The following is a 25,261-nucleotide window of genomic DNA, read 5'->3' on the forward strand; positions in this document are numbered from 1 at the left end:
CCGGTCAGTCCGCCTGGGAGTCGAATACGTCGCCGGGATCGCGCACGATGACGTATACCGGCTTGCCCATCGCCATACTGGCTGAAAAGGCGATGTACTCGGCGATGATGCCCAGCGCGAACAGCACAGCACCGCCGACGACAAGCACCGCAACGAATACCGATGTCCACCCTTGCACGACGATGTCACCAACCGCTTTCTGAATCACGCTGTAGATCGCCACGCCGAGACCCAGAAGTGCGAACAGAATGCCCATCATGGAGACGAAACGCAGTGGCCGGGTGCCCGAAGAGATGACGAGCCGCCAGAAATGCGAGACCAGGCGGCGGAAATCGTAGGCGCTCGCGCGCCGTCCTTCTTGGCGCATCAACACTGGACAGGTCGAGGGGTTGGCGACCACCCAAGAAAGGGCGACATCGAGGTACACCCCTGCGCCGGTGTAGGCCGCCACGCTTCGTCCGACCTCGCCGAGGATCAGGCGATAACTGTTGAAGGCTTTGGGTCCGTGAGATGACATGAGGACGTGCACGAACAACCACTTCGTCAGCCGAGACGCCGCATTGCGTAAAGCACCGTGCGGTGGCCGGTTCGTCGGTGAGGCGTAGACGAGTTGTGTGCGATCCCGGTAGGCCGTGTCGAGCAGCCCGCCGATATATGCCGGATCGTGCTGGCCATCCTCGTCCATCGTGACGATCCAGTCCCCGCCCGACGACGTCATCCCCGCAAGCGTCGCGGGATGCTGTCCGAAGTTGCGGGACAGCCAGACTGGGCGGACCCACTCTTCGCGTGCCGCCAACTCACGCACGACTTCGTCGCTGTCGCCAATGCCGCGGTCCCACACAAGGAACACCTCGTCGACGCGGAAGTTACGGCCGTCCGGTGTTTCCTGGGTCGAACGGAATTGCTCGAGCTCTTTCAACACGGCGGGCAATGTCACAGCCCCGCTGTAGACCGGGATCACGACGCTAACCGAGGCCACGCGGGTCGATTGACGGTCACCAGTCACGGGTTGCCTCCCGAACCTGTGCGCTCAGTGAAGTTACTGTACCGACGGATGACGGTGTAAGTGACATCAATTGTAATTTCGTTGACCACACCTGGTTCCACATCGCCGGCCACTGTCTGTGCATAGCCTCAGGGTTGAGTCAGGGCGCTTCCACGCCCGCGAAATTTTGAGCACTGACGACAGGATTGTGTTGTCTCCATTCAGGTTGAACCGCCCCGAGCATATCCCGAGTCTCGTGGAGCCGTATCCCGATCCACGCCGAGGCGTTGAGCCGGGAATTGTTGTAGCGGCCTGATGCGGGGAGCAGATCGCTCGGCGCTGAGTTCCGCTCAGGGCCTCGTCGACCTCCATCCAGCGGGCGGACCCACATCGGTAGGTACACGTCGTGACTGTGGGTGCCATTCCCGCGGCCGAAGTAGTCAATTTTGGACCCGGAATCACAATCCCCAGGTAAGTTCTCAACCGAATCGACCCCGGTCAAAGCAAGCATGTCCAGTCATCGACGGACATTCCCGATCAGTTGGTGGGGTCGGGGTGAGTTGTTGGTGGTGGAGGCGGGGCAAGTCCGGCAGATTGAGCCAGGTTCTGACGGCGCGGGTTCGGGTGAGGAAGGTCCTGTGCTTGGCGTGAAAGCTGAGGCTCAGTCAGTCGAACGGGCTGTGCGCGACAGCCGCCGATTAGACATCCAAGGGCTTCGGGCTGTCGCGGTCCTCATGGTTGTGGCATTTCATGCCGGATTGCCGGTGCCGGGCGGGTTTGTCGGTGTTGACGTCTTCTTCGTGATCTCCGGTTTCGTCATCACCGGCATGATTCATCGTGAGCGCTCGTCAACCGGACGCTTCAGGCTTGGCCAGTTCTACCTCAGGCGATTCAAGCGGCTGACCCCAGCTCTGGCACTGATGGTTGCGGTGACGATGGTCCTGTCCTTCTGCCTGTTGTCTCCGCTCGGCGCGCAGCAGATAGCAGCGCCAACCGGAGCTGGCGCGATGCTGCTGATCGCCAACTTTGTAATCCCACTTCTCACCGGCGGCTACTTTGACCCACCGGCGGAATCGAATCCTCTCCTGCACACTTGGACGCTGTCGGTTGAAGAGCAGTTTTATCTGATATTCCCTGCGATTCTTCTGCACGGCTGGGCCCTCTCTCGGCGTGCGCGACGGATCCCATGGGTACCAATCCTCGTCGGCGCCGCTTCGCTGACATCGCTCTGGCTCGCCGTGGCCGGAGCTGGCGTGTTCGGGCCGCTCGGCGCATCTCCGGCGACGTACCTGGTGGGGTTCTACGGACCGTTTGCCCGGGCGTGGGAGTTCGCCGTGGGCGCGCTGCTTGCCCTTGCCATGGCGAGTCGCAACCTTCGCCCCCATAGATTCGCTCAGGTTCTCGCATGGCTCGGCCTGGGGCTGATCGCCGCGTCGGCCTTGCTGATCGACCACACCACGGTCTTCCCCGGTCTGTGGACGCTGCTTCCGGTAGGCGGAACCGTTCTGGTTATCGCAGGAGGCACCAATCACAGCACCGGGGTTAACCGTATCCTTACGCTTCCGGCGATCGTCAAGATGGGCGACTGGTCCTACTCGATCTATCTGTGGCACTGGCCCCTGAAGGTGTTCGCCGTCCTCCTATGGCCGGAGGCCACTTTCGTGGCCGTCCTGGCGGTAGTACTGTCCGTCCTACCCGCCGCGGCCTCCTACCGCTGGGTAGAACAACCTTTGCGACGGCTTCCACCGCTGACGCGTAGGCGAACTTTTGCTCTGGTCGGTGCTGTGGTTTGTCTACCGATCTTCCTGGCAACGACTGTCCTCTTCGCTACGTACAACTATTGGATACCGCGATATAAATCGGGGGCAGTCGCTCATCAGGGCGATACCGATTGGGCCGACTTCTTCCTTTATGTGCACAACACTTATTACCCTTGTTCGGATCAAGCCATTCGCGATAATGCACCCAAATGGGGAGACATCCCTCGTTGTTTCCAGTCCCAGCCTGGTTCAAACATAGATGTCGCACTCGTTGGTGACAGCCACGCGGAGACCCTCTTCCTCGGGTTGGCCGACGCGTTACCCACCAAGAATGTCGCCTATTACGGAGCGGGAGCACGTACCCTCGCGTCAAATCCAGCGACCAAGACAGTGATCGTCAGCGTAGCGTGGGCCTTGCACGACTTACCAGGAGAATGGCTGGTTGACACTCTTAAAGTCTTCACGTCGACGGACAAAACCGTTTTTGTGACTGACGATATTCCCCAATTTCCCTTCGATGCTTTGGGCTGCAAGTATCGTAAGGCTCCGATCTTGCCCTTTCCAGAGTGCAGCGATAATCGACAACTGTTTGACGCGCAACGTGCGAAGTACGACTCAGAGCTTCGAGCGGCCGTTGAGAAGGTGCCGGGAGTTCAGCTCCTCAACACGGCAGAGTACTTCTGCGACAACAAGGTATGCAGCATGAACAAGGATGGCGTCCTCTTGTACCGCGACTCAAATCATCTGAACAACATCGGCAGCAGGTTTCTCGCCAATCGGATCCTCACGGACTTTCCTCATTTCCGAGCCGCAGTAACCAATCCTGAATAGTTCTCGTCTTGCCCCTCTGCGAAGTATTACCGGTTAAAAGCTCGCCCTCGAACTCGTGGCCGACACAGACTGACTCCCCAATAGCCACTGCAAAAATGCCTTCCTCAGACCGTCACAATCCCTGCATGTCACCACCGCCGGCACTCACCGCTCTGATCATCCTAATCTTCATGCCCAGGTCGGTCCTGTCGATCGATTCCTCGTAGCGGTCGGCCGATGCGTAGCTCAATGTGGAAGCCATCACATCGGTATGCTCAGATGTGGCAACTTTGCCGACCTCGAGGACGCTGTCGGGGCCCGGCCCGAAGTTCCACTGACCCACGGATTTTGTGCAATCGTGGGCCAATGTGATCGCCTTCACCACGCGGACGAGGCGTCGATCTTGTAAGTCATCGCGTGCGCTGCGATCGTGCGTCTCGGATACACGTCGGCGTGCGAGCTTCAGCTCTTGGTGATTGGCGACCGAGTCGGGATGGTGGCGGCGTGCAGCATAGGATCGCGAAAGCCCCACTGGGGGACGCGCCCAGCGAATGCCTCTCGGCTCCTGTCGCGAAAAAATCCCCCGCGGAGTGGTCGACAGCCGAGAAGAACATGGTGAGATCCGCCCACCAAAACCGCGCCAGCCGATCGCAACTCCCGCTATCGTTTGGCGCAGAACTGAGGAGAATGCCGATGAATCAACCCCTTGGGGTGCTGCACGGCGCGATCCCGGGATCCAGGAGCGGCTCTTGATTTTCACCGGCAAATCCGAACGTACCGTCATGCTCGGCACCATCCTGCTCGTCTCGGCCGTTTCGGCTACGACGGGCTACTTCCTCACCCAGTGCTACTCGGTTGACATCCTTTCCTCTCTACTGCTGCCCCCCGAGGATTGTTGGCTCGATTGGGGCATGAAGGTTGGTCGGCACTGCTTCGGTGACTACGGAGTCGTCGTGGACGCCGGGATGCGGCCTAACCCGTTCAAATACACGATGTTCCCGGGCCCAGGTCACGATCCGTTCCAGGCCGGGGGCCCGCCGGCTGGAATGCTGCCGCATCTGTTGTTCGGGCTTCCCGCGAAGTGGCTGGGCGCGCCGCGACTGGGGCTGGTTTGTGATCTGCTCGCACTGACGATTGCCGTGCTTGCTCCCGCGGTCTGGGCGTCCCGGGGGGTACGTGGTCTGGAGCGCGTGGTGGTCTTTGTCGCGTTGGGCGCCGCAGCCATCCCGGTGTGGGCGGTGATCGATCGGGCCAACTCGGTGGGGTTCGTGGTACCGATCGCGCTGGTTTTCTTGGTGGCATTGTGCCGACAGCAGTGGGGCCTTGTGACCTTCATGGTGATTCTGGCCGCGCTGGTCAAACCACAATTCGCCGTCCTCGCAGTGGCGTTGTTCGTGGTCCGACAATGGCGCTGGGGCTGCCTCGCCCTCGGTGGCATGGCGATCTCCAATCTCGCCTCTTATCTACTGTGGCCGCGGGACTTTCCGGCAACAATCCCGCAATCGATCCACAACCTCTTCCATTTCACTACTTCGTTCACCGGGCTTACCGACCTGCGGAACGTGTCCTTCGGCAGAGCGCTGCTGCTGATCCCGGATAGCCTCAACGCGGCCCAAACGGGCGGGAAAATGTCGAGCAGCTTCCTGGCAGGTCCGCGATCGCTGATCGGGTATGGTGTTCTGGCCCTCGTCGTTGCCTGCGTGCTGGCTCTGGGACGGCGCATCCCGCCTGTGATGGCAGGCATTGTCCTGCTGGCCGCCGCCACACTCTTCCCTTCCGTCACCAACTACTACTATCTGGTGTTTGTTTTGCCGGTCGCGGCGCTGGTTGTCCGAGACCCCGACGGGCCGCCGGGCGCGGGGATATTCGACAGGCTTGCAATCCATGACGGTCGCCGTCGCGCGGTCGGCATCTGGGTAAGCTTGGCCACCGCGCTCAGCATCGCCCAGATTGCCGTTCCGATTCTGTATCAGGCACCAAGCTTAGGACAGCAGTTGGGCCTCAAGGGGGCCAGCGGCACCACGCTCCTCGCCGTCACCACGGTGCCTCTGGCGCCGTTCTTGTGGCTGATCGCGTGCGCAGTGATCATCGTCTCCTACACGCGGAGAGCCGGTCCCTCGCCTGACAGTGACGGAGGGCGGGTTCGTGAAGGCGCCCCAGATCCCGCCGTCAGCACCTCCCCACGTACATGCGAACTGATGACAGACCCGTCACCGCAAGGACTGGCGTAAGATGCCGAAACTTCATGAGGTAGCAAAACTTTGGGCTCAAACCCCGCATCACGCACATAATCGATGTGGCGCATCGAACTTCGATGGACATCAGCGTCAGCAACTCTCATCCTCGCGCATGAACCCAATAGCTCCACGCATAGATCCGCTCGGCCGCAGGACCCCGCAATGGTCATACCTGCCTACCCCGGTCGCAAGCTTTGGCTCGTGTCCCCGCGGCGGAGGTCTACGTTGCAGGGAGGGGGAGAGCACTGCCTCCACCTGGACATACTCGACCTGCGCAGTAGCCCTCCCATGGGGAGGCCGATGAAGTCCTCTGCGTGGAACACACCAGCCCTACTGCGTTGGCTGCACGATCAAGCATCAACGTCCCTGAGCCCGTTGGGGTCCCCGTGATCGGTTCGACCGGTAGACCGCGCGGTTGGAGAAGGTACAACTCCTAGCGGGTGCTGTATGAGCGATATATGATCGAGCACAATTATCGGGTACCGGGAGATCTGACGAACGTTGACGTCATCATGAATCACCTCTTGTGGGCCGCAACGTATCCTCGCCGTACAAACGACCATGTTCGATGTTTCGTGCAATCGATTGAACTGGCTCTGGCGGCGATGCCGCGGATAAATACTATTTCCTGTTCCAATCGGGAGATGCTTCCTTGAAAAAAATCGCCATCGTCCAATCAAATTATATTCCGTGGCGAGGATATTTTGACCTGATCGCGTCCGTTGATGAGTTCATCATCTATGATGACATGCAATATACTAAGCGTGACTGGAGGAACAGAAATCGGATCAAAACTAGCCAGGGTCTGCAGTGGTTGACCGTTCCCGTGCTGGTAAAAGGGCGTTACTATCAAAAGATTCGTGAAACCCAAATCGGCGGCACCAATTGGGCGAAGGCGCACTGGCGTTCACTAGAATTCAACTACAGTGCGGCTCCTCATTTTGCTGAGGTCGCTGACTGGCTCGCACCGATTTATCTCGAAGAATCGCACACCTATCTATCGCTTCTCAATCGACGCTTATTGGAGGCTATTTGTGGCTATCTCAACATTCGTACGCACATGACAAATTCATGGGACTACGAATTAGCCGACGGAAAGACCGAGAGGTTGGCCCATCTCTGTCGGCAGGCAGGGGCGACAGAATATGTTTCTGGCCCCTCAGCCCGATCTTATGTCGATGAGCACGTATTCGATGCGCTTGGAATTCAGCTCACTTGGTTCGACTATGACGGATACCGCGATTATACGCAATTGTGGGGAGCGTTCGAGCCGGCTGTGTCGATTCTGGACCTGTTGTTTAACGTCGGAACCGACGCGCCTGACTATTTGAGGTATTGTCACGCGTGAAGTTGTCCGTCACTTCTGCTTTTCGTAGCTCGGTGCCCTATATTTGCGAATCCTGCACCTACCCGAGTACAGCGGAAGGGACCTTTCCTGGGAACGACTATGAGACCTCTTTGGTAAACCTCGGCTCGGGGGGTCAGAGCCTCGACCGGGCAGTCGTGTTAATGCAAGACAATCCCCGCGTCACGAGCGTCGAGATTGTCGCAACTTCGGGCCATCGATGTGGTCACCGTGTATCTGTAGACGGTAACATCCCGAGACCAAGCAGGGGCTCTATATAGTCGTGAGGCAAGCGCGTGGGGAGAGAAGACAAATGACGGTGCTCGGTGAGGTGGCTCGTTACTACACATCGAAACTCGAAGAACACGGCACCACGGCCCGCGGCGTCGATTGGAACGGCGAAGCCGGGCAGACGTTGCGCTTCGACCAACTGCTTGGCATTGTCGATGTTGACGGCCGCTTCTCGATAAACGATTTAGGCTGTGGCTATGGGGCTCTGCTCGATTACCTCGATGCGCGCGGCTTTGACGTGGACTACACCGGCGTCGACGTCTCCGCCGAAATGGTACGCGCCGGCGCACGACGCTTCGAAGGTCGGGCGGATGTTGACTTCATTTGCGCGCCGCGCCTAAATCGGGAGGCGGATTATAGCGTCGCGAGTGGGATATTCAATGTTCGTCTGGAATGTCCGGACGCCGAATGGCAGAGCCATATCGAGGCAACGCTCGACATGCTGCAAGCTGCGAGTCGCCGTGGCTTCGCCTTCAACTGTTTGACATCTTATTCTGATACGGCGAAGATGCGCGACGAGCTTTACTACGCCGATCCCTGTGCTCTGTTTGATCTCTGCAAGCGCCGGTATTCGAAGAGCGTTGCGCTCCTCCACGACTATGGACTGTATGAATTCACAATTCTGGTGAGGAAGGCGTCATGAAAAAACCACTGGTAATTTTTGGGAGCGGCGATATCGCTCAGCTCGCCCATTACTATTTCATGACGGATTCGGAATACGAGGTCGTCGCCTTCACCGTAGACCGTGACTATGCAAACGAGTCTGAGGTTTGCGGCCTACCATTAGTGGTATTTGAGGAGGTCACACAGCACTTCCCGCCGGAATCTCACGCTATGTTCGTCGCGCTGGCTTATGCAAAACTAAACGGCGTGCGTAAGGATAAATATCTCGCCGCAAAGGCTCTCGGTTATGGACTCGCCAGCTATGTCAGCTCCCACGCGACCGTCTTGAACGACGGGCGGATCGGAGAGAACGTCTTCCTGCTTGAAGACAACACCATTCAACCGTTCGTAACAATCCAAAACAACGTCACATTGTGGAGCGGGAACCATATCGGCCACCACTCGACGATTCGCGATCACTGTTTCCTAGCATCTCATATCGTCGTATCCGGTGGTGTGACGATTGAGGAGCAGTGTTTCATCGGCGTCAACGCCACGTTGCGTGACCATATCACTATCGGTTCGCGCTGTGTGGTCGGAGCGGGCGCCCTACTGCTCGGTGACGCTGAGCCTGAGGGGCTGTATATAGGATCCAAGACGGAGCGTTCTCCAACGCCCAGCAGCGGGTTACGGAAGATATGAAAGAACGCCTGAGATATGCAAGGATCGGGAATGTGATCCTTCTAACCACTAGGAGAATTCCTGGTCGATCAGCTACGCGGCCTTATAGTTCGCTAATCATTTCTACTCATATAGTAATTGAGGGTGTGCGCGAGTGACGGATTATAAGATCCCATTCAATTGGCCCTATATGAGCGGATGGGAACTCAAGTACATCGCCGAAGCCCACTCTTGCGGCCACCTCGCCGGCGATGGATCCTTCACAAAGCGCTGCCACACTTGGCTAGAACGGCAAATCGGTTGCCGCAAGGCGCTCCTCACCCCCTCATGTACCGCCGCGCTGGAGATGATGGCGCTGCTTCTTGATATTGAGGGCGGGGACGAAGTCATTCTGCCGTCGTTCACTTTTGTCTCCACGGCCAACGCCTTTGTCCTGCGAGGGGGAGTGCCAGTCTTCGTCGATATTAGGCCCGACACACTCAACATTGATGAAACCCGGATCGAAGACGCCATTACCTCGCGGACCAAAGCGATCGCCGTCGTTCACTATGCCGGTGTGGGCTGCGAGATGGACGCGATCATGGCAATCGCCAGTCGTCACGGCCTAGCTGTCATCGAAGACGCAGCGCAGGGCGCGATGGGGTCCTATCGTGGACGGGCACTTGGCAGCATTGGCGACCTAGGGGCCCTCTCATTCCACGAGACCAAGAACCTGATATCGGGCGAAGGGGGGGCCTTACTCGTAAATTCAGAAAAGTTCGTGTCAAGGGCAGAGATCCTCAGGGATAAAGGGACTGACCGCAGCCGCTTCATCCGCAACGAGGTCGACAAATATACATGGCAAGACAAAGGGTCTTCTTATCTGCCGAATGAACTGACCGCAGCCTTTCTGTGGGCTCAGTTTGAGGACGCCGAGCGAATCACGAATTTCAGATTGGACTTGTGGAATAACTATCACGAAAGTTTGGCACCATTGGAACGCCGCGGGCTCCTACGTCGTCCGATCATCCCTGAGGGCTGCGCTCACAACGCCCACATGTATTATGTGCTGCTGCCAGCTGATGTTGATCGCGCGACAGTACTTGCGGCTCTGGCGCATGAAGGCATAAACGCTGTTTTTCATTACGTTCCCCTTCACGATTCGCCGGCGGGCCGCCGCTACGGCCGCGCCAATGGCGATCTGATCGTCACAAACGACTTGTCTTCCCGGCTGATCCGGTTGCCGATGTGGGTCGGACTTCCCGAGACGGATCAAAATCACGTCGTCGACGCGTTGGCACGCATCCTTACGTCTGGGCGGGTATGAGCTAGAAAAGCAGGTCCTTCACGACTTCTGTGCCGCTTTACGCTCGAATCCCCAACTATTTTTTCGCCACGAGTAGGAGCGATCCCCCGGCAGGAAGCGAGAGTCGCCGCTTAAGCAAGAATCTTTCGACAGTTAGTGCAGCCATAAACGCCTGATTGATGACGGGGTGAATATGAGATTCCATTTCGGATTGAAAGCTTTGGTCGCGCTTGAACCTGAGGCGGGAGATTATCAAGACCGGGAGCAAGACGCTTACGAAGGATGTCATATGCTCCACTCGAAAACCCGCGCTCTCCACCTTGGATTTGAGCTCGCGGCGCGAGTATCGTCGTTCGTGGTGTGCATAGACGTCTGTGTCGCTCCACAGCCACTGATGCTGTGGGACCGTCAGAATGATACCGCCGCCCGGTCTGATCGCACCATACATCTCCAGCAAGACTTCATCGTCTTGTTTGATATGTTCAATTACGTCGAACGCCCCTATCAGGTCGAACTCACTTTCAAATGGAATCTTTCTGGCGTCCATTTGGAACAATTCAGCGGAAGGAACCCGCTGGGCGGCGAAGGCCAATCCTTCGGGGAAGACTTCACTGCCCGCGAACTGCATTTGCGTAAATCTTTCCGCCATCGCCTTCAAGACAAATCCCGTGCCACAGCCAATTTCGAGTACGGAGCGCACCGCGGGAAAGTACTGGTTCAAAGCCCACATCAACAATCTGTTTCGCGACTCAAACCAGAAGTGACCATCTTCGAACGTGGCAAGGTCCGCAAAATAATTGGGCGAGAACCCCGGATTGTTTTCGGCCAGTTCGGGAGAGAACGAAAGTTGCCCGTCAAGCCGATCCGGTTGCCACGAGCAGGTCGGGCAATGCCAGGATGCGGACTCGAATGTGTGCGCACACGCCAGACATTTTTTCATGGTGATGCGATGCTCCCGATCAGTTGTCTAGGACTGCCAACCCGAACCCTGTGCGACCATAGCCGTTGCCCGAATAAAGCATGAAGCGCTGCCCGGCGTGGTCGAATACGCATGGATACTCGATCATATCCGAGTCCCAACTGTCGGGCGAAACGTCGATACCAACGTCCATGCCGAGTTGTCTCCACGTCAAGCCATCCTGCGAGGTGGCGCGATAAATGCGATATTTGCTGCCACGAGCGCAAAACCACATTTTGTACAGTTCGGGATCGCGGACGACGCAGGGCCTACAGGCGGCAGCCTTGTCGCATCTGCTGGTGTCGATGGCCACGCGATCCTGTTTTTGCCAATGGATACCGTCGCTGGACTCCGCGTACCTGATCACATGGGGAATTTCGTCCAAGTTCTGTTCCCAGCCGAGATTTGAGCCATACCACATGCGGTATTTGCCCTCATCGTGGATCACCCAAGGATAAGAAAGCGAGAATGGATCCCGCTCATCTAGTGCAACGATTGGGAATGAGGACCATCGCTCGAAAGGTGCACCTGCTTCGCTAATCGCTAGGCCTATGGTATTTTTCCAGGGAACGGTGACAGCGAGATTCCAGCCGGTATAGTACAGAAATCGGGTATTGCCCACGTGCACAATCGACCCGATCGATACCCCGCAGTCATCAAACATACCGCGGGCACCAGGGCTCAATATCGGGTCCCCGGAAATTTCCAGAACCTTTCCGCCCACGGAGAGATCCACGACCACGCAGCCAATGCTCGAACGATTCTGATCGTCCCGGCCGCTGAAATAGATCCGGAAAATATCGTCCTCGATCCATTCAGGAACCGGCAGCGCAGCGTGGGTTCTCGCCCACTCAAGTTCGCCCGACGGAAGAAAAATTCTGCCAAGCTTTCGCCAAGCCATCACGTCATCTTTCTCTCGCTGAGATCGCTTGAGCCCGCGAACACGGCGTCGGCTAATCGCTCTGTAAACGATGCTGGCTGGGTGGACGGTACTCGGCGTAGATCACATGAGCATCGTCTGAACTGAGAGACCGCGTTCGTTTCTGTAGCCAATGTGCTGGACGCAGTGCGGTCTTGTTGAGAAATATCCCAGTCCAGCCAGGAAACTGAGTCTTCCACTCGACATCGCGATTGCCGGACTGTTCAGTCCTCTCCTGCAACGAAAGTGTCTTCTTGTCCGCCTCCGCGCGGCGTACTAGTGCGTTCGACACTCCGAGCAGAAGGTTGCTGACGGGATACGTTAAACTCAGTATATGCATCGGTGACAACGCGTGCAGGCTTAGAGTCCACTCTTGGACCCGATACATGCAATCGCGGGTCGCTTCGAGAAGCGCGGCGTCGAGGACATCTTCTTCGATTGGATACCCGAGGAAATGAAAAACGTATTGCACCTCGACGAGCCAAGAATTGGCTTCAGTCTTGGTAGCGGTCGTCATATGCTCCGGTCTCCTATCGGCAGACGACCTAGGTCTTCATTGAAGCGTGTCCTGCTCGCCGAGTGGGTGACATGGGCAGTGCCTTCGATGCGCAACGACTCCTGGGACGTAAAATTCGGACCGTAGACTTTTCGGATAATGGTGTACGGCCGCTGCTTGGTTTCGATGAAGATTTTTGATATATAAATTCCGATCAGCCCCAAGCAGAAAATCGTCAGGCCCCCCAACATCCAGATGGACACGATCACCGACGCCCAGCCGCCCAGCAAGGTGCGAAAGAAAATGCGATCGATGATCAGGTATACCGCGGCTAAGCTTGAGATCGCAAAAATAGCTGCGCCCAGATAGAAAATGAAAACCAGCGGTTTGTTGCTAAACGAAGTGACCGCGTTGACTAGGTTTGTGACTTTATGCCTGAAGGTGTATGTGGTCGTCCCCTTCGACCCCTTGTTCACGAATACGGGGATCTGGTGAAAACCTGTAATTTGCCACAGACCGGCGATGGAAAGTTCACGCTCCTGGTGCTGAACCAGGCTCCGCACATAGTCAGCTTTCATCAACCGGACCGTGAGGACATTTTCGTGCATCGGCGGGTTGCACAGCAGTGCAGACGCGCGGTAGTGCATTTTCGGCCCCACATTCTTCCACCAACCGCCGGGCCGACGCGCCTGGCGGCCATATATAACGTCGGCGCCCGTCGCGACCAGCTTTTCATAGAACGGCTGCAGCAGAGCGGGGTCTTCTTCCAGGTCTGAGTCGATCAAAAAGACAAGGTCCCCCGTCACGTGCGCCAGACCGGTCATCATCGCCTTGTGATGGCCAAAATTCCGCGACAGCTGGATTACCCGCACGCAGGGATCATCGTTGAGCAACGAGACCGCCCGATCAAGCGAGCCGTCCGGCGAGCCGTCATCGACAAAGATCATCTCGACGTCGTGGGTAATCTCGTCCGCCGCCGCGCGGGCCCGCCGGTAGAAATCGAGCACGTATGACTCCGACATGTACAGAGTCGTCACGATCGAAAGGCGCATCGCAGATCCAATCCCCCGTCCAGAGCATCCTTCCGCGGATCATACGAGGGCTGCATGGCGTCCGCATCGGTTTTGGGCCCGTTCGATCCAGTCGCCAACAACGGACGTAGGGACGGCCCTGGTCGCGCCTAGACATCTGCCGGGCACCTTGACTCTTGTACGACTCGGACGATTAGGGCGCGACATTCGATTGATTGCACACGCCGCCTCATCACTCGATCGACCCCATAATCGGACCTGCCATCGTGGCTCACGTCGTCGAGCCACGGCTCAACAGCGCATATCATTGGGCGATGTTCGACATGGAGGCCCGGCGCACCGAGGTCGGGCGGCGCCCTTCCGTTCGCATAAGCTGCCTTGCGGTCTGTGTCGAGGAGTAGGCATTGACGGCGGAACGAAAACGCGGCCTATATGCGGCTTTGAGCCGTCCAACGCTGTATGAAACCGTGCAGCGTCTAATGGGACCGGCGGACAGTAGCCGGCGCCACTTTGTGCAGCATTTTGTTCGTCCTCAGCCGGGGGATCGCGTCCTCGACATAGGGTGCGGACCGGCGCACCTACTCGCGCACCTGCCGGACGTGGAGTACATAGGCTGGGAGCCCAACGCCGCCTACGTGGCGAAGGCGCGCAAGGCCTACGGTGACAGCGGAACCTTCAATGTTGGCCTCTTCGGACCGCAGCAAGCACGCGAGCTTGCCCCCGTCGATATCGCGATCGTCTCGGCGGTGCTCCACCACATGGACGATGCCCAGGCGAGCGAATTGTTCATTCTGCTGCGACAGGTTCTCAAACCCGGTGGGCGGGTCATCACGCTCGACAATGTTTTCGTAGAGCGCCAGAACCCGATCGCGCGATTGCTCATCAGCCTCGACCGGGGCCGGCATGTGCGTTCGCCCGCCGGTTATGAGGCATTGGCGCGGGGCGCGTTCGCGCACGTACAGGGCACTGTGGTCGCGCGGGCGTTTCCGCCCTACACCTTCTTCTTCATGACGGCGCAATAAGAGGGACTGAGCAGGTCGTCAGCCGTGGGTCAGGGCTCCATTTCCCCGGCGTCGAACGCCTTCTTGCGTTCCTGCGCCTGCGCCACCTGCTGCACGGTGTAGCCGATGAACAGCGCCGCCACACCGAAGGCGACCGCCACCCCGGCCAGCCACAGCATCCCGAAGTGGTAACCCTGGTCCAGCGCATGCAACTGAGCGGGGTTCATGGACTTCGCCGGCCCATAGGTGCCGCCCAAGGCGTGCGTGCGCGAAATGATGACTACCTGAATGAAGCCAAGGATTATCGGCCCGCCCAAGCTCTGCAGCATCATGGCGATCGCGGTTGTCGGCCCGATCCGGTCGACACCGACGCTCGCGATCACCGACAGCGACAGCGGGACGTTGACCATGCCGATACCAACAGCGCCGATGACGAGCGGCACCACCAGATTCGGGAAGTACGGCATGCCGCGGTGCAGCGTCGTGCCGTACAGCACCGCGCACAGCACCGGCAGGCCGCCGGCGAGCACAAGCGCCCGCGGCGCGAACCGCGTCGCCAACCGCGCCGACACGACCGCCCCGACGGCCGCCGCGATGGCGAACGGGACGAAGGTGACCCCCACGCGCAGGCCGCTGTAGCCCATGACGGTTTGCACATATAGGCTGACCACCACCGTCAGGGTGAACAGCACCCCGCCGGCCAGGAAGATGGCCGCGAACGTGGCCAGCCGGTTGCGGTCGAAGAACAAATCGAACGGCACGATGGGGTTCTCCGCCGTGCGCTCCACCACGACGAACGCCACGAAAGCGCCCAGGGCCACCACGATCGACCCGATCGTCGGGACCGACGCCCAGCCGTTCTCCGGTGTCATCGAGAACCCGAAAACCGCGGCGGTACACATCAACGTGGCCAGCGCAGCGCCGGTGACATCGAGCTTCAGCCGCTCCTTCTGGGTTTCCCGCAGCGCGGTGACGGCCAGGCAGAACACCAGCACCCCGATTGGTACGTTCACCAAGAACACCAGCCGCCACGACACCTGGATGAGCGCCCCGCCCACCGCGAGGCCGGTCACCGCGCTGATGGCGCCCATCACGCCCAGCGCCGCCACCGCGGTGTTGCGCACCGGTCCCTTCGGGAACGTGGTCGCCACCAGCGCGAAACCGGTCGGCAAGGTGACCGCGGCGGCCGCGCCCTGCAGCAGCCGGGCAACAACAAGGCTGCCCGCGTCCCAGGCGATGCCGCACATCGCCGAGGCGATGGTGAACACCGCGACCCCCATGACGAAGGCGCGCTTGCGCCCGATGGCGTCACCCAGGCGGCCTCCAAGCAGCATCAAGCCGCCATAGGTCAATATGTAGCCGGTGACCACCCAGCTCAGCGTGGCACTGGAAAAGCCCAGCTCGTTTTGGATCTTGGGAAGCGCAACGACGCCGATGGAACCGTCCATCGCCCCCATCAGCCCCATGCCGCCAATTGCCAGAACCGAGGCGATAAACCGGGCGGACGTCGGCGAAATCGGGACGTCTTCGCTCGTACGGCCTCGCGTGGTCGGTTTGACGGGCATACGGGTCGCTCATTCCGGTTGCGGTATCGGCTGGTGAGAGTTCGTGCTAGGGCCCCAACGTCAGAGCCGGCACGGAAGGCCACGCTACAGCAACCTTAAGAAGTGTTAACCGGAAACGGACCAATCAGCTTCTCGGTCACCGGGGAAGGGGGGCGTGGCGCGTCGCCCTGGGCAGCGACCGTGCGCTTCGGTTCGGAGGGCGGAACCGGCGGACTGCGAACGGTTCCGGGAGAACGTCCCGCACGAGCGGGCCCCCTGCTAGCATCTGAAGGCGCTGATCAGCAAACCGCTGCTGAAGTGGTATAAGTTCCATGTTCAATTCCAGCCGTGAGAAAAGATTGCGTCGACCTTGTCAAACGAAACCGCGGGAAACACGTACGGACTGCCAACCAAAACTACAATTCGCTTACTGACCTTTTACGCCGCGTTTGTGTTGCGGCTCGGGAGCGCTCATCCTTCTCTGCTGTGGCATTATCTCACAGATAATTTGCGTTATCTTTTGGTCAAGCGTGGGGTGCCGTCCGGTGCGGCGAGGCACGTGGCTGAGGTTCGCGCGGAGTTTGAGGCAGGTGCGGCACACGGCCAGTTCAAAGACCTCTGGCTCGATATGAATATCGTTCCATGGTGTACGACGTTTTCGAAAGTATTTAGCCGTTCGAAGCCCGTACGTATCCTTGAAATCGGATCGTGGGAAGGGCGCTCGAGCCTGTTTTTCCTCACTTACTTTACGCGAGGGCACTTAACCGCTGTTGACACCTGGGCCGGCGGCACTGAGGGATACCAGTACGACGCGATAACGGAAGGGCGAGACCTTGAGGCCCGCTTTGATGCCAACATTGCTCCGTGCGCAACGCGACTGACAAAGCTCAGGGGGTCCTCGCTGAACGTGTTGCCGCAACTGCTGAGCGAGCAGCAGAAATTCGATGTGATTTATGTCGATGGATCACACTTCGCTGATGATATCTTGACAGATGGGATCACTGCGTGGCGCCTGTTGAAGCAGGGTGGCGTGCTGATCTTCGACGACTTTGTTGGGCCCTTCTACCCACGTGCCCGAGCCAATCCCTGGTGGGCGATTAATTCGTTTTTGAAGTACCACAAACGGGAATACGGCTTCCTGAGTGTTAATTATCAGCAAATCATTCTGAAGAAGAAAACGGCATTTATCGATTACCCTATATCCCTTCCGGGGCCAGGCCCCTTGCCGGATCGCTCCGAGGAGGCCCCGCGCACGACCGACTCGCACCCGGCCAGGGGAATCCACGGTTAGAAGCGCTACAGCTGCGCAGGAAGTGGGCGGCCCCGAACTGGCCAGCGTTCTGGTAGGACGCAATGATACGGCGGAAGACAAAGTGGTGATGGGAGCATGGTGAGGGAGAACATCTCGTTTCAGCAGCGCGCCGAGGCGATGCGGTGGCTGATCTCGTTTCAGGCGCGGCGGCCGATCAACGGCGCCCGGGAGCGCGTCGAGTCATTTCGTCGCAGCCGGAAGGGCCATTCGGGCGAGGGTGTCGGTCCCGATGATCGCGCGGCCCTCTGCACGACGAATCCCAAGCTGGAGGCTCTGCGTCAGCGCTATGCGGGAGTTCAGGACGTTATCCGCAGATCGCCGGTTTGGCGTGCCGGGTATGTCGCGGCGGACGATCTGCTCTATTTTCGGGGTGACAATGCCTACGTCTTCCAGTTCAGGGACAGGAATACGCCGGAAAAGTATGTTCTGACATACTTTTATTTGAAAACCATCGACACGCTTGGGCTGTTGGATGTGTTCACCGAAGACGGCGACTACGGAGTATTTACATTTCCGACGGGCGACACAGATAGGGACGGAAACCAGAGGCTCGTCAGCCGCGACCTTCTGGATTCCGTCTCAGAGTTGCTCTTCCTGGAACGGACGCTACAGATCTCGCAGCGGCCGGGGTTGAAGGTGCTGGACATCGGCGCGGGATACGGCAGGCTTGCCTACCGGGCGGTTACCGGGCTCGGCAACATCGATACGTATTTCTGCACCGACGCCATCCCGGAGTCGACCTTTCTCTCCGAGTATTATCTGGCGAAAAAGGGCGCCACACGCACTCGTATCGTCCCGTTCGACGATCAACAGGATCTCGTTCCCGGGACGATCGACCTCGCGGTCAATGTCCATAGCTTCTCCGAAATCTCGATGGAGGCTGTCGATTACTGGGTCTCCCGGTGCGCCGAGTTGAAGATCGAATACCTTTTTATCGTTCCCAACATGAGCGTAGAGGGCGAAAAGGCCGTACGGATGATCGACGGCACCGATTTCAGTCCGCTACTCGCCGAACATGGATATCGGTTGTCTCATACCGAGCCGAAATACGGGAATCCAGAGGTGCAAAAATACGGGGTTTCCCCCAAGTCGTACTACCTCTTCCGCGCCACCTGAGCCGTATTTGGGGTCACTTCTGCGCAAACGCCCACACCGAGACGGGAAAGTTGGGTTCGTTGTGCAGGGAATGCCAAAAGCGCCGGTACCGGGCCCAGCGCCAAAAGTTGGCGCGCACGCAGGCAATATTTCCCCAGGAGCCGGTCGTGATCCGGTCCAGATCGAATCCGCACTCGGCCAAGAAGTACCGGATGCCGGTTTCGGTCCAGCGCGAACAGTCAACCGGGACTCCGTGGATGCGGATCAGGAAGGGCGTGGTCATCAGGAAGTAGCCGCCGGGGCGGAGCATTTGGTACACATGCTTTCCGGCACGGTAAGGCCACAGCAGATGCTCGAACACCTGCTCCGCGAAGATCAGGTCGAACTGCTCGTCCAGGGCGGATGCGCAAACGTCGAATTCGGGATAGTGAACCGAGCGGTACGACTTGAATTGCTCGACGCGGCCCCAGTAGTCACCGGAAAGCTCCAGCGCGTCCCGTTGGTGCGGCTCGACGCCCTGCACCAGTTTCCGCGTTTCACGGTCCATCACCCTGCGGACCCAATAGACCGACGGGTCCGGCGTGAAGACGCGGCGAAACAGGCGAGACAACAGCGCATCGCCAGGCTTTGACGTGACCGAGTCTGGTGTCGCCAAGCGCTGGCCGGGGCCGGCGCCGTGAACTTCGTCCTCGCTTAGGTCGCCCATGGTGCGATTTAACCTCGTCGCGGCAAGACCCGCCAAACATTACCCTCGATGTGTCGTCGCGCGCGGCAGACCGCGATGTCACGAGGTTGGCCGCCGTCCCAAACCGCTGTCGCCGCATGGCCAAAACTCCTGGATCGCAGTGGTGCCGGCTGTGGTGGGTTAAACTGCCGGGCGGCTGAGGGGACCGGGCTCCCGCTCTCATTTCGCACAACACGCACGGGAAGTCAGAGGCTAGAGATCCGCGATGAGGTTTGTGCTGGCAAGCTATGGAAGCCGTGGCGATGTCGAGCCGTGCGCCGCGGTCGGCCGTGAGCTGCTGCGCAGAGGGCACGACGTGCGCGTGGCCGTCGCGCCCGATTTGGTCGGATTCGTCGAGTCGGCGGGGCTTCCGGCGGTCGCCTACGGCCTCGCCACATCGCTGTGGATCCGCGGGCAACGCGATTTTGAGACGTCTCTATCCCGCCACTTCTGGAAGATCAACGAGCTGATCAGGTCGGGCCGCGAGGCGTGGAGGTTGTTCGCCCAGTGCTGGGAGGAGATCAGCACGACGCTGATGCCGCTGGCAGAGGGGGTGGACGTCCTTGTCACCGGCTTGGCTTTCGAGGGGCCTGCCGCCAACGTCGCCGAGCGCCGCGACATTGCATTGGCCACATTGCACACCTTCCCGTCACGGGCCAACGGCCGGGGATTGCGCCGCTCGGCCGGGACCGTGGTCGAGTGGGTGGTGTGGCGCCTGTGGAGGAAGGTCGAGGACGCGCAGCGCCGTCAACTGGGCCTGCCGAAGGCCACCGGACCCTGGCCATGGCGGATCATTGGGCGCGGATCACTGGAAATCCAGGCCTACGAGCAGGCTTGCTTTCCCGAGCTGGCGGCCGAATGGGCCGATTCGAATGGGCCCAATGGCCCCCAAAGGCCGTTCGTCGGCGCGCTGACGATGGAGTTGCCAACCGAGGCCGACGAGGAGGTGCTGTCGTGGATCGCGGCGGGAACACCACCGATTTACTTCGGTTTTGGCAGCATGCCGGTCGAATCCGCCACCGACACGAGCGCCATGGTGGGCGCCGCCTGTGCTGAGCTCGGCGTGCGCGCGTTGGTGTGCGCGGGCTGGACCGACTTCAGCGACGTCCCCAGTTTCGAGCACGTCAAGGTGGTGGGCGCGGTGAACCACTCGGCGATCTTTCCGGCCTGCCGCGCGGTCGTGCACCACGGCGGCGCGGGCACCACGGCCGCCGGCCTGCGCGCCGGAGTGCCCACGCTGATCCTGTGGATACTGGGCGATCAGCCGCGCTGGGCGGCGGTGGTAAAACAGCTGAAAGTTGGCTCCGGACGGCGCCTTTCGAGCACAACCACAGAATCGTTGGTCGCAGACCTGCGCACCATCCTCGCCCCGCGATATGTAACCCGGGCCCGCGAGCTCGCCACCCGGATCACCAAACCCGCCGAAAGCGTTGCGGCCGCAGCCGATCTCTTGGAGGATTTCGCCCACTCGCGGCGTGTCGGCTGATCGGCGAATGTGTACCGTCGGCGACCACTGCACCGCCTTCAGCCCTAAACGTGCGCCGCACGAGCACAGTTGGGCTTGTGTATGCGGTTCACATGGTTCGCGCGTTCGGCAGTTCAACCCCGGAAGTTGTTTTGGCACAGGCGAAACCACGCGAGGCTTAGAAACCAGGCTGGGGCAGCGACCGCGCGCACTGCGTAGGGGGCGATTGCTGCTCCGGGCCAACTGGAAGAGGGACGGTCACCGGCGGGTGGCCGGGGTGATCAGGGTTTGGAGGTAGTCGATCGTTTCTTGCAGGGTGGCCAGTGTGGCCATGGTGGCGGTGTCAGCGTCGGAAAGGGCGGGGATTCGTCTTTGGACTGCGGATAGGATGTCGATGCGTTTGATCGAGTCGATGCCCAGGTCGGCTTCTAGTGCCATTGACAAGTCGATCATCTCGACGGGGTAACCGGATTTGTCGGCCACGACCTCGAGCATCAGTGCAATCAAGTCAGCGCCGGTAGGGGATGCGGCCGCCGGTGTGGTGACCGCTGCCGGGGGGGACGGGGGTACCGGCATTGCCGGTGCGCTGCTGGAGGCAGCCGGGGTGATCAGGGTTTGGAGGTAGTCGATCGTTTCTTGCAGGGTGGCCAGTGTGGCCATGGTGGCGGTGTCAGCGTCGGAAAGGGCGGGGATTCGTCTTTGGACTGCGGATAGGATGTCGATGCGTTTGATCGAGTCGATGCCCAGGTCGGCTTCTAGTGCCATTGACAAGTCGATCATCTCGACGGGGTAACCGGATTTGTCGGCCACGACCTCGAGCATCAGTGCAATCAAGTCAGCGCCGGTAGGGGATGCGGCCGCCGGTGTCGTGATCCCGGCCGAGGCCGATGGGGGTTCTTTTGTTGCCACTGTGCCGCTGGGGACGGCTGGAGGTGCGGCAGGCGGTGAAGCTACGGCGGTCACGGATTCGAGACCAAATAGGAGTCCTTGTAGACGGTCGATCGTTTCCCGCAGGGTTCCTACCGCAGCGATCATCTCCTTTACCATGTTGGCATCTATGCCGGACACCGCCGAGGATGGTGCAACCGCTTGAGAACCTGCCGAAGTCGAAGCGGCGGATGGAGATGGAATTACCGCTGGGGCACATGCGACAGCACGAGGATCATTGCAATCGAGCGCTGCCGGCTCGGCTCCCGAGGGAGTCATCGGTGCGGTGGTCCGAGCTACCGGAACCGGCGCCGAGGGCTCGGTAGGTGATGCCGTCGCGTTCACCTGGGTTAGGGGCGTCATGGGTTGGGATCGCGCCTTGAAGTCCGATTCACTCGTATGTCCATTCTCGTTGTCACTGCGGCCGGTCGATGTTTCGATCTCGGTCGGCGATTGCGCGGGCTCGTCGCTTATTTGAGACCTTCCATAGTTGGATCCGTTGATCTTGAGGGTCAGCTTCGGCTGCGTACGATGGCGCGGATCGTCGCCAAGGCGGTAGTCAGCCCAAAGACCCTCGAAATTCATCGGGACGCCAGCTGCCACGAGTTGGGCTAGTGCAATCCAAAGCGATCGAATACCGTTCCTGCCTTTCGTATCCAGGGACACAGCGACGTGTTCCTCGCCAACGAGACATTTCCCGACGAGACTTGTCAGCACGCTGCCGGGGCCAACCTCGACGAATGCGCGCGCGCCAGCCTGCCACATCGCCTGAATCTGTTCGGCGAACCGCACGGGCTGAGCGATCTGGTTGGCAAGTGTTATCCGCAATTCTTCGGCATCGCCGGCGTAAGGCTGAGCTGTCGCGTTGGAGTAGACAGGCACCTCTGGCATGCGAAACGGGATATCGGCGAGGAACGAGGCGAATGGAGCCGCTGCCGAGCTAACGATCGCGGAATGAAAGGCAGTAGCGACATCGAGGCGCCGCGCGTTCATGCCTGCCGCGCGAAATCTCTGTGCAACATCCTCTATGGTTGTGCTATCGCCTGATAGCACAACCTCATTCGAAGCGTTGTAGTTGGCAATGACCACCGAACGCCCATAGTTTTCGATCAGCTCGCGTACCTCCTCGACAGGTGCCATAACCGCACACATCGCTCCGTCGCTGCCAGCCGCCGCTTGGGCCATCAGCACACCACGCTTGCGTGCGATCCGAAGGGCAACCTCCTCGCTGAAAACACCAGCGGCACACAGTGCGCTGACTTCGCCGAAGCTGTGTCCGCCGACGGCCAGGGGTGCGATGCCAAGGACACGGAGCACGGACAGCAGACTCAAGCTGTGTGCGCCAATGGCTGGTTGCGCCCACTCCGTCTTTGTCAACTCGGCCTTCTGCAGCGCACGCTCGTCGTCGGTGAAGGCCGTCTTCGGCCAGACAACCTGGTGCAGGTCGCGATCGGTATTCAAACGATCAGCACGGGCGATTTCCCACGGCGACAAAGCGGGCTCGTAGAGCTGCGGGATGTCAGCGCCCATGCCGAGGTACTGGCTTCCCTGTCCTGGAAACAACAACGCGACCGGCGCAGGTTGTTGTGCTGAATAGTAATAGCCCTTCGGGGAGCTGAAGGATACTGCAAAATCGGATGTTCCGAGTTTCGCTGCGAGTTCATCGAGCGATGTGCGCAAGCTGGAAACGCTCTCGGCGACAATAGCGAGGCGGTGGGGCTCCGTACCGCCGTACGCGGATTGCGTGCTGCGCGCAATGTAGCTGAGCATGTCAGGGGTATCGACCAGTGATAGAGACAGACGAGCGGCTTGATCGGAAAGTGCTGCTGCGGTTGGCGCGCCGAGCACTATCAGCTCTGAGTCCCAGGAACGGTATCGCCACGCACGCTTTTCGGTGCCGGTGTACTCCTCGACTGTGACGTGAAAGTTGGTGCCACCAAAGCCGAACGAGCTGACAGAGGCCCGTCTCGGGACGCCCTTGTCGGCGATCCAGGGCTTGGTGCGCGCCGAAAGGTAGAACGGAGATTTCTCTAATTCGAAGCCGTCGTTGGGTTGATCGACCTTGATCGTTGGCGGCAAGGTCTTGTGGTGAAGGGCCATCACGGCCTTGAACAGGCCGCCCGCCCCCGCGGCTCCCTTAGCGTGCCCGACCTGAGACTTGACTGAGCCAAGTGCACACCACTGCCGGTCCACACGCCCCGATTCCGCGAAGACCTCTCGCAGAGCGAAGAACTCAGCAGCATCGCCGGCTTTAGTGCCTGTGCCATGTGCTTCGACCAGCCCAACCGTTTCTGGACCATAGCCCGCAGCGGAGTAGGCGCGACGAAGGGCTTTTGCCTGACCGGCCGGACTTGCTGCATAGATGCTCTTTGACCGGCCATCCGACGACGTACCAATGCCGCGGATCACCGCGTAGATCCGGTCACCGTGGCGCTCGGCCTCATCGAGACGCTTAAGAGCGAACATTGCCAGCCCTTCACCCAGAATCGTGCCGTCCGATTGGTTGGAGAACGGACGGCAGTCGCCAGTGGGCGACAGCGCGGTGACCTGGGCGAAGCACATGAACATGAAGACGTCGTTGAAGGCGTCGACTCCACCGGTGATTACCATGTCTGATTCACCGAGATACAGCTCGTGAAGTCCAACCTCAAGAGCGGCGAGCGAGCTTCCACACGCTGCGTCGATGACACAGTTCGTACCGCCGAGATCGAAGCGGTTCGCGATTCGTCCGGCAATGACATTGCCGAGAAGTCCGGGAAAGGTGTTCTCCTGCCACGACGTGTAGCCAGATGTCACGCGCTCACTGACCAGCGTGACATCACGTTCGGAGAAACCGGCAGCGCGGAGCGTCCGCTCCCAGACCGGCCGTTGGAGGCGACCGCTCATATACGTGAGCAATTCAGTGCCGCCGGACGCGCCGAGTACTACGCTGACGCGCTCACGATCAATGTCAGAAAAGTTGCCGTCGGCGGCGTCCTCCATTACTTGCTGTGCCACCCTCAGCGCAAGCAGTTGGGCGGTATCAGTCGCGGGCACGACATTCGGTGGAATTCCGAAATCCATTGGTGGGAAGTCGATATCAGGTAAGAATCCACCACGGCGAACGTATACCTTGTCCGGTTTACGCGGAGCGGGGTCGTAATAGTCGTCGATGCGCCAGTGCGACGCGGGAACTTCGGACAACAGGTCGACCCCCTGCACGATGTTGCGCCAGAAGCGCTCGGCTTCGGGAGACCCTGGGAACAGGGCGCTTACGCCAACAACAGCAACGGGAGGATGTTTGGACACCATGGATCACCTTTGCATTGCTTCGACGAAGCAGCATCGTTGTTAGGTTGCCTCATGTCAGGCTGACCATGGAGATTTACCTCATTGACCAGCCAAGACAGGCCGAGCGCTCGTCCGCGACTATATCAGAATAGGGCTTGCGCACTGATTGAATTGGACTAACCGTGCGTCGGGGATGCCACGAGCGACCCCGATGCGACGGTTTGATGGTTGGCCGTCAACACTTCCAGCGCGATGCTGGTGGGAATCGCGAATCCGTGACGCTGCAGAGCATCGCCGATCGCCCAGCGGATTGGTCCTCACCCAGTACTGCACCCGTAGATCGGCATTGCTGATGCCGCGTGTCTGCGCTGGTAGGCGCGGTGACCGCGGCATTGTTCGGAGTTTGTGAACACACCCGAATATGCCTCGGCCGCCGCGGCTCATAGCGTAGACCCTGATCGGTGGCGGCCGAGTTCTCCGCGGTCTTGGATCGCATCGTGCCGCGTTTCGCCCGTTACGAGC

At 59.6% G+C, this 25,261-nt stretch carries 19 protein-coding genes; 10 read left to right on the top strand and 9 right to left on the bottom strand.

Going from position 1 to position 25,261, the window contains the following annotated elements; all coding sequences use genetic code 11:
- Nucleotides 1-4 precede the first annotated feature (4 nt).
- Nucleotides 5-1,006, bottom strand: coding sequence for a glycosyltransferase (locus OQ968_RS21940; RefSeq protein WP_324681419.1), 1,002 nt, complete (start codon nucleotides 1,004-1,006; stop codon nucleotides 5-7).
- Nucleotides 1,007-1,632: 626 nt separating this feature from the next.
- Between OQ968_RS21940 and OQ968_RS21945 the strand changes: the two genes are divergently transcribed.
- Nucleotides 1,633-3,576 carry an acyltransferase family protein gene (locus OQ968_RS21945; protein ID WP_324681421.1) on the top strand — a complete coding sequence of 648 codons (1,944 nt, stop codon included), beginning with the start codon at nucleotides 1,633-1,635 and terminating at the stop codon, nucleotides 3,574-3,576.
- A 112-nt stretch (nucleotides 3,577-3,688) separates the two neighbouring features.
- On the opposite strand, the gene OQ968_RS21950 is transcribed toward OQ968_RS21945, so the two are convergent.
- Nucleotides 3,689-3,940: a hypothetical protein gene (locus OQ968_RS21950; protein WP_324681422.1), complete on the bottom strand. Its 252-nt coding sequence runs from the start codon at nucleotides 3,938-3,940 to the stop codon at nucleotides 3,689-3,691.
- A gap of 364 nt (nucleotides 3,941-4,304) precedes the next feature.
- Here OQ968_RS21950 and OQ968_RS21955 point away from each other — a divergent pair, with 364 nt between their 5' ends.
- The 5 genes from OQ968_RS21955 (at nucleotide 4,305) to rffA (ending at nucleotide 10,018) form a co-directional block, all read left to right on the top strand.
- Nucleotides 4,305-5,786: a hypothetical protein gene (locus tag OQ968_RS21955; RefSeq protein ID WP_324681424.1), complete on the top strand. Its 1,482-nt coding sequence runs from the start codon at nucleotides 4,305-4,307 to the stop codon at nucleotides 5,784-5,786.
- A 658-nt stretch (nucleotides 5,787-6,444) separates the two neighbouring features.
- Nucleotides 6,445-7,140 carry a WbqC family protein gene (locus OQ968_RS21960; RefSeq protein WP_324681426.1) on the top strand — a complete coding sequence of 232 codons (696 nt, stop codon included), beginning with the start codon at nucleotides 6,445-6,447 and terminating at the stop codon, nucleotides 7,138-7,140.
- A gap of 316 nt (nucleotides 7,141-7,456) precedes the next feature.
- Nucleotides 7,457-8,071 carry a class I SAM-dependent methyltransferase gene (locus OQ968_RS21965; protein ID WP_420715982.1) on the top strand — a complete coding sequence of 205 codons (615 nt, stop codon included), beginning with the start codon at nucleotides 7,457-7,459 and terminating at the stop codon, nucleotides 8,069-8,071.
- The gene (locus OQ968_RS21970; RefSeq protein WP_324681430.1) at nucleotides 8,068-8,733 is read left to right on the top strand and encodes an acetyltransferase; all 666 of its coding nucleotides are present in this window, start codon (nucleotides 8,068-8,070) and stop codon (nucleotides 8,731-8,733) included. The genes OQ968_RS21965 and OQ968_RS21970 overlap by 4 nt, the downstream gene beginning before the upstream one ends.
- Before the next feature lie 133 nt (nucleotides 8,734-8,866).
- Nucleotides 8,867-10,018 carry a dTDP-4-amino-4,6-dideoxygalactose transaminase gene (gene rffA / locus OQ968_RS21975; protein ID WP_324681431.1) on the top strand — a complete coding sequence of 384 codons (1,152 nt, stop codon included), beginning with the start codon at nucleotides 8,867-8,869 and terminating at the stop codon, nucleotides 10,016-10,018.
- A gap of 55 nt (nucleotides 10,019-10,073) precedes the next feature.
- Here the strand turns inward: rffA and OQ968_RS21980 are convergent, their stop codons facing one another.
- From OQ968_RS21980 to OQ968_RS21995, 4 genes are read right to left on the bottom strand one after another with little or no spacing between them, the layout of a single operon-like run.
- Nucleotides 10,074-10,937, bottom strand: coding sequence for a class I SAM-dependent methyltransferase (locus OQ968_RS21980; RefSeq protein ID WP_324681433.1), 864 nt, complete (start codon nucleotides 10,935-10,937; stop codon nucleotides 10,074-10,076).
- A 19-nt stretch (nucleotides 10,938-10,956) separates the two neighbouring features.
- Nucleotides 10,957-11,856 (bottom strand): hypothetical protein, encoded by a 900-nt coding sequence (locus OQ968_RS21985; RefSeq protein WP_324681435.1) that lies wholly within the window; start codon nucleotides 11,854-11,856, stop codon nucleotides 10,957-10,959.
- Nucleotides 11,857-11,908: 52 nt separating this feature from the next.
- Nucleotides 11,909-12,391: a hypothetical protein gene (locus OQ968_RS21990; RefSeq protein WP_324681436.1), complete on the bottom strand. Its 483-nt coding sequence runs from the start codon at nucleotides 12,389-12,391 to the stop codon at nucleotides 11,909-11,911.
- The gene (locus OQ968_RS21995; protein WP_420715980.1) at nucleotides 12,388-13,422 is read right to left on the bottom strand and encodes a glycosyltransferase family 2 protein; all 1,035 of its coding nucleotides are present in this window, start codon (nucleotides 13,420-13,422) and stop codon (nucleotides 12,388-12,390) included. Before OQ968_RS21995 ends, OQ968_RS21990 begins: the two co-directional genes overlap by 4 nt.
- Nucleotides 13,423-13,805: 383 nt before the next feature.
- On the opposite strand from OQ968_RS21995, the gene OQ968_RS22000 reads away from it, so the two are divergent.
- On the top strand, nucleotides 13,806-14,423 hold the full coding sequence (locus OQ968_RS22000) for a class I SAM-dependent methyltransferase (protein ID WP_324681438.1): 618 nt from the start codon (nucleotides 13,806-13,808) through the stop codon (nucleotides 14,421-14,423).
- 29 nt (nucleotides 14,424-14,452) lie between these two features.
- Here OQ968_RS22000 and OQ968_RS22005 read toward each other — a convergent pair whose 3' ends face one another.
- Nucleotides 14,453-15,967 carry an MFS transporter gene (locus tag OQ968_RS22005; RefSeq protein ID WP_420715981.1) on the bottom strand — a complete coding sequence of 505 codons (1,515 nt, stop codon included), beginning with the start codon at nucleotides 15,965-15,967 and terminating at the stop codon, nucleotides 14,453-14,455.
- A gap of 538 nt (nucleotides 15,968-16,505) precedes the next feature.
- Between OQ968_RS22005 and OQ968_RS22010 the strand changes: the two genes are divergently transcribed.
- Nucleotides 16,506-17,237 (top strand): class I SAM-dependent methyltransferase, encoded by a 732-nt coding sequence (locus OQ968_RS22010; protein WP_324681440.1) that lies wholly within the window; start codon nucleotides 16,506-16,508, stop codon nucleotides 17,235-17,237.
- 96 nt (nucleotides 17,238-17,333) lie between these two features.
- A complete protein-coding gene (locus OQ968_RS22015) occupies nucleotides 17,334-18,374 on the top strand; it encodes a putative sugar O-methyltransferase (protein WP_324681441.1) in 1,041 nt (346 codons plus the stop codon).
- Nucleotides 18,375-18,387: 13 nt separating this feature from the next.
- Here OQ968_RS22015 and OQ968_RS22020 read toward each other — a convergent pair whose 3' ends face one another.
- Entirely contained in the window at nucleotides 18,388-19,059 is a 672-nt protein-coding gene (locus tag OQ968_RS22020; protein WP_324681442.1) for a class I SAM-dependent methyltransferase, read from the bottom strand.
- A gap of 244 nt (nucleotides 19,060-19,303) precedes the next feature.
- On the opposite strand from OQ968_RS22020, the gene OQ968_RS22025 reads away from it, so the two are divergent.
- On the top strand, nucleotides 19,304-20,563 hold the full coding sequence (locus tag OQ968_RS22025) for a glycosyltransferase (RefSeq protein WP_324681444.1): 1,260 nt from the start codon (nucleotides 19,304-19,306) through the stop codon (nucleotides 20,561-20,563).
- Between the two features lie 237 nt (nucleotides 20,564-20,800).
- On the opposite strand, the gene OQ968_RS22030 is transcribed toward OQ968_RS22025, so the two are convergent.
- Entirely contained in the window at nucleotides 20,801-24,757 is a 3,957-nt protein-coding gene (locus tag OQ968_RS22030) for a beta-ketoacyl synthase N-terminal-like domain-containing protein (protein WP_324681446.1), read from the bottom strand.
- Between the last annotated feature and the right edge of the window lie 504 nt (nucleotides 24,758-25,261).

Origin of the sequence: Mycobacterium sp. 663a-19 (assembly GCF_035616495.1) — a bacterium.
Taxonomy (GTDB): Bacteria; Actinomycetota; Actinomycetes; order Mycobacteriales; family Mycobacteriaceae; genus Mycobacterium.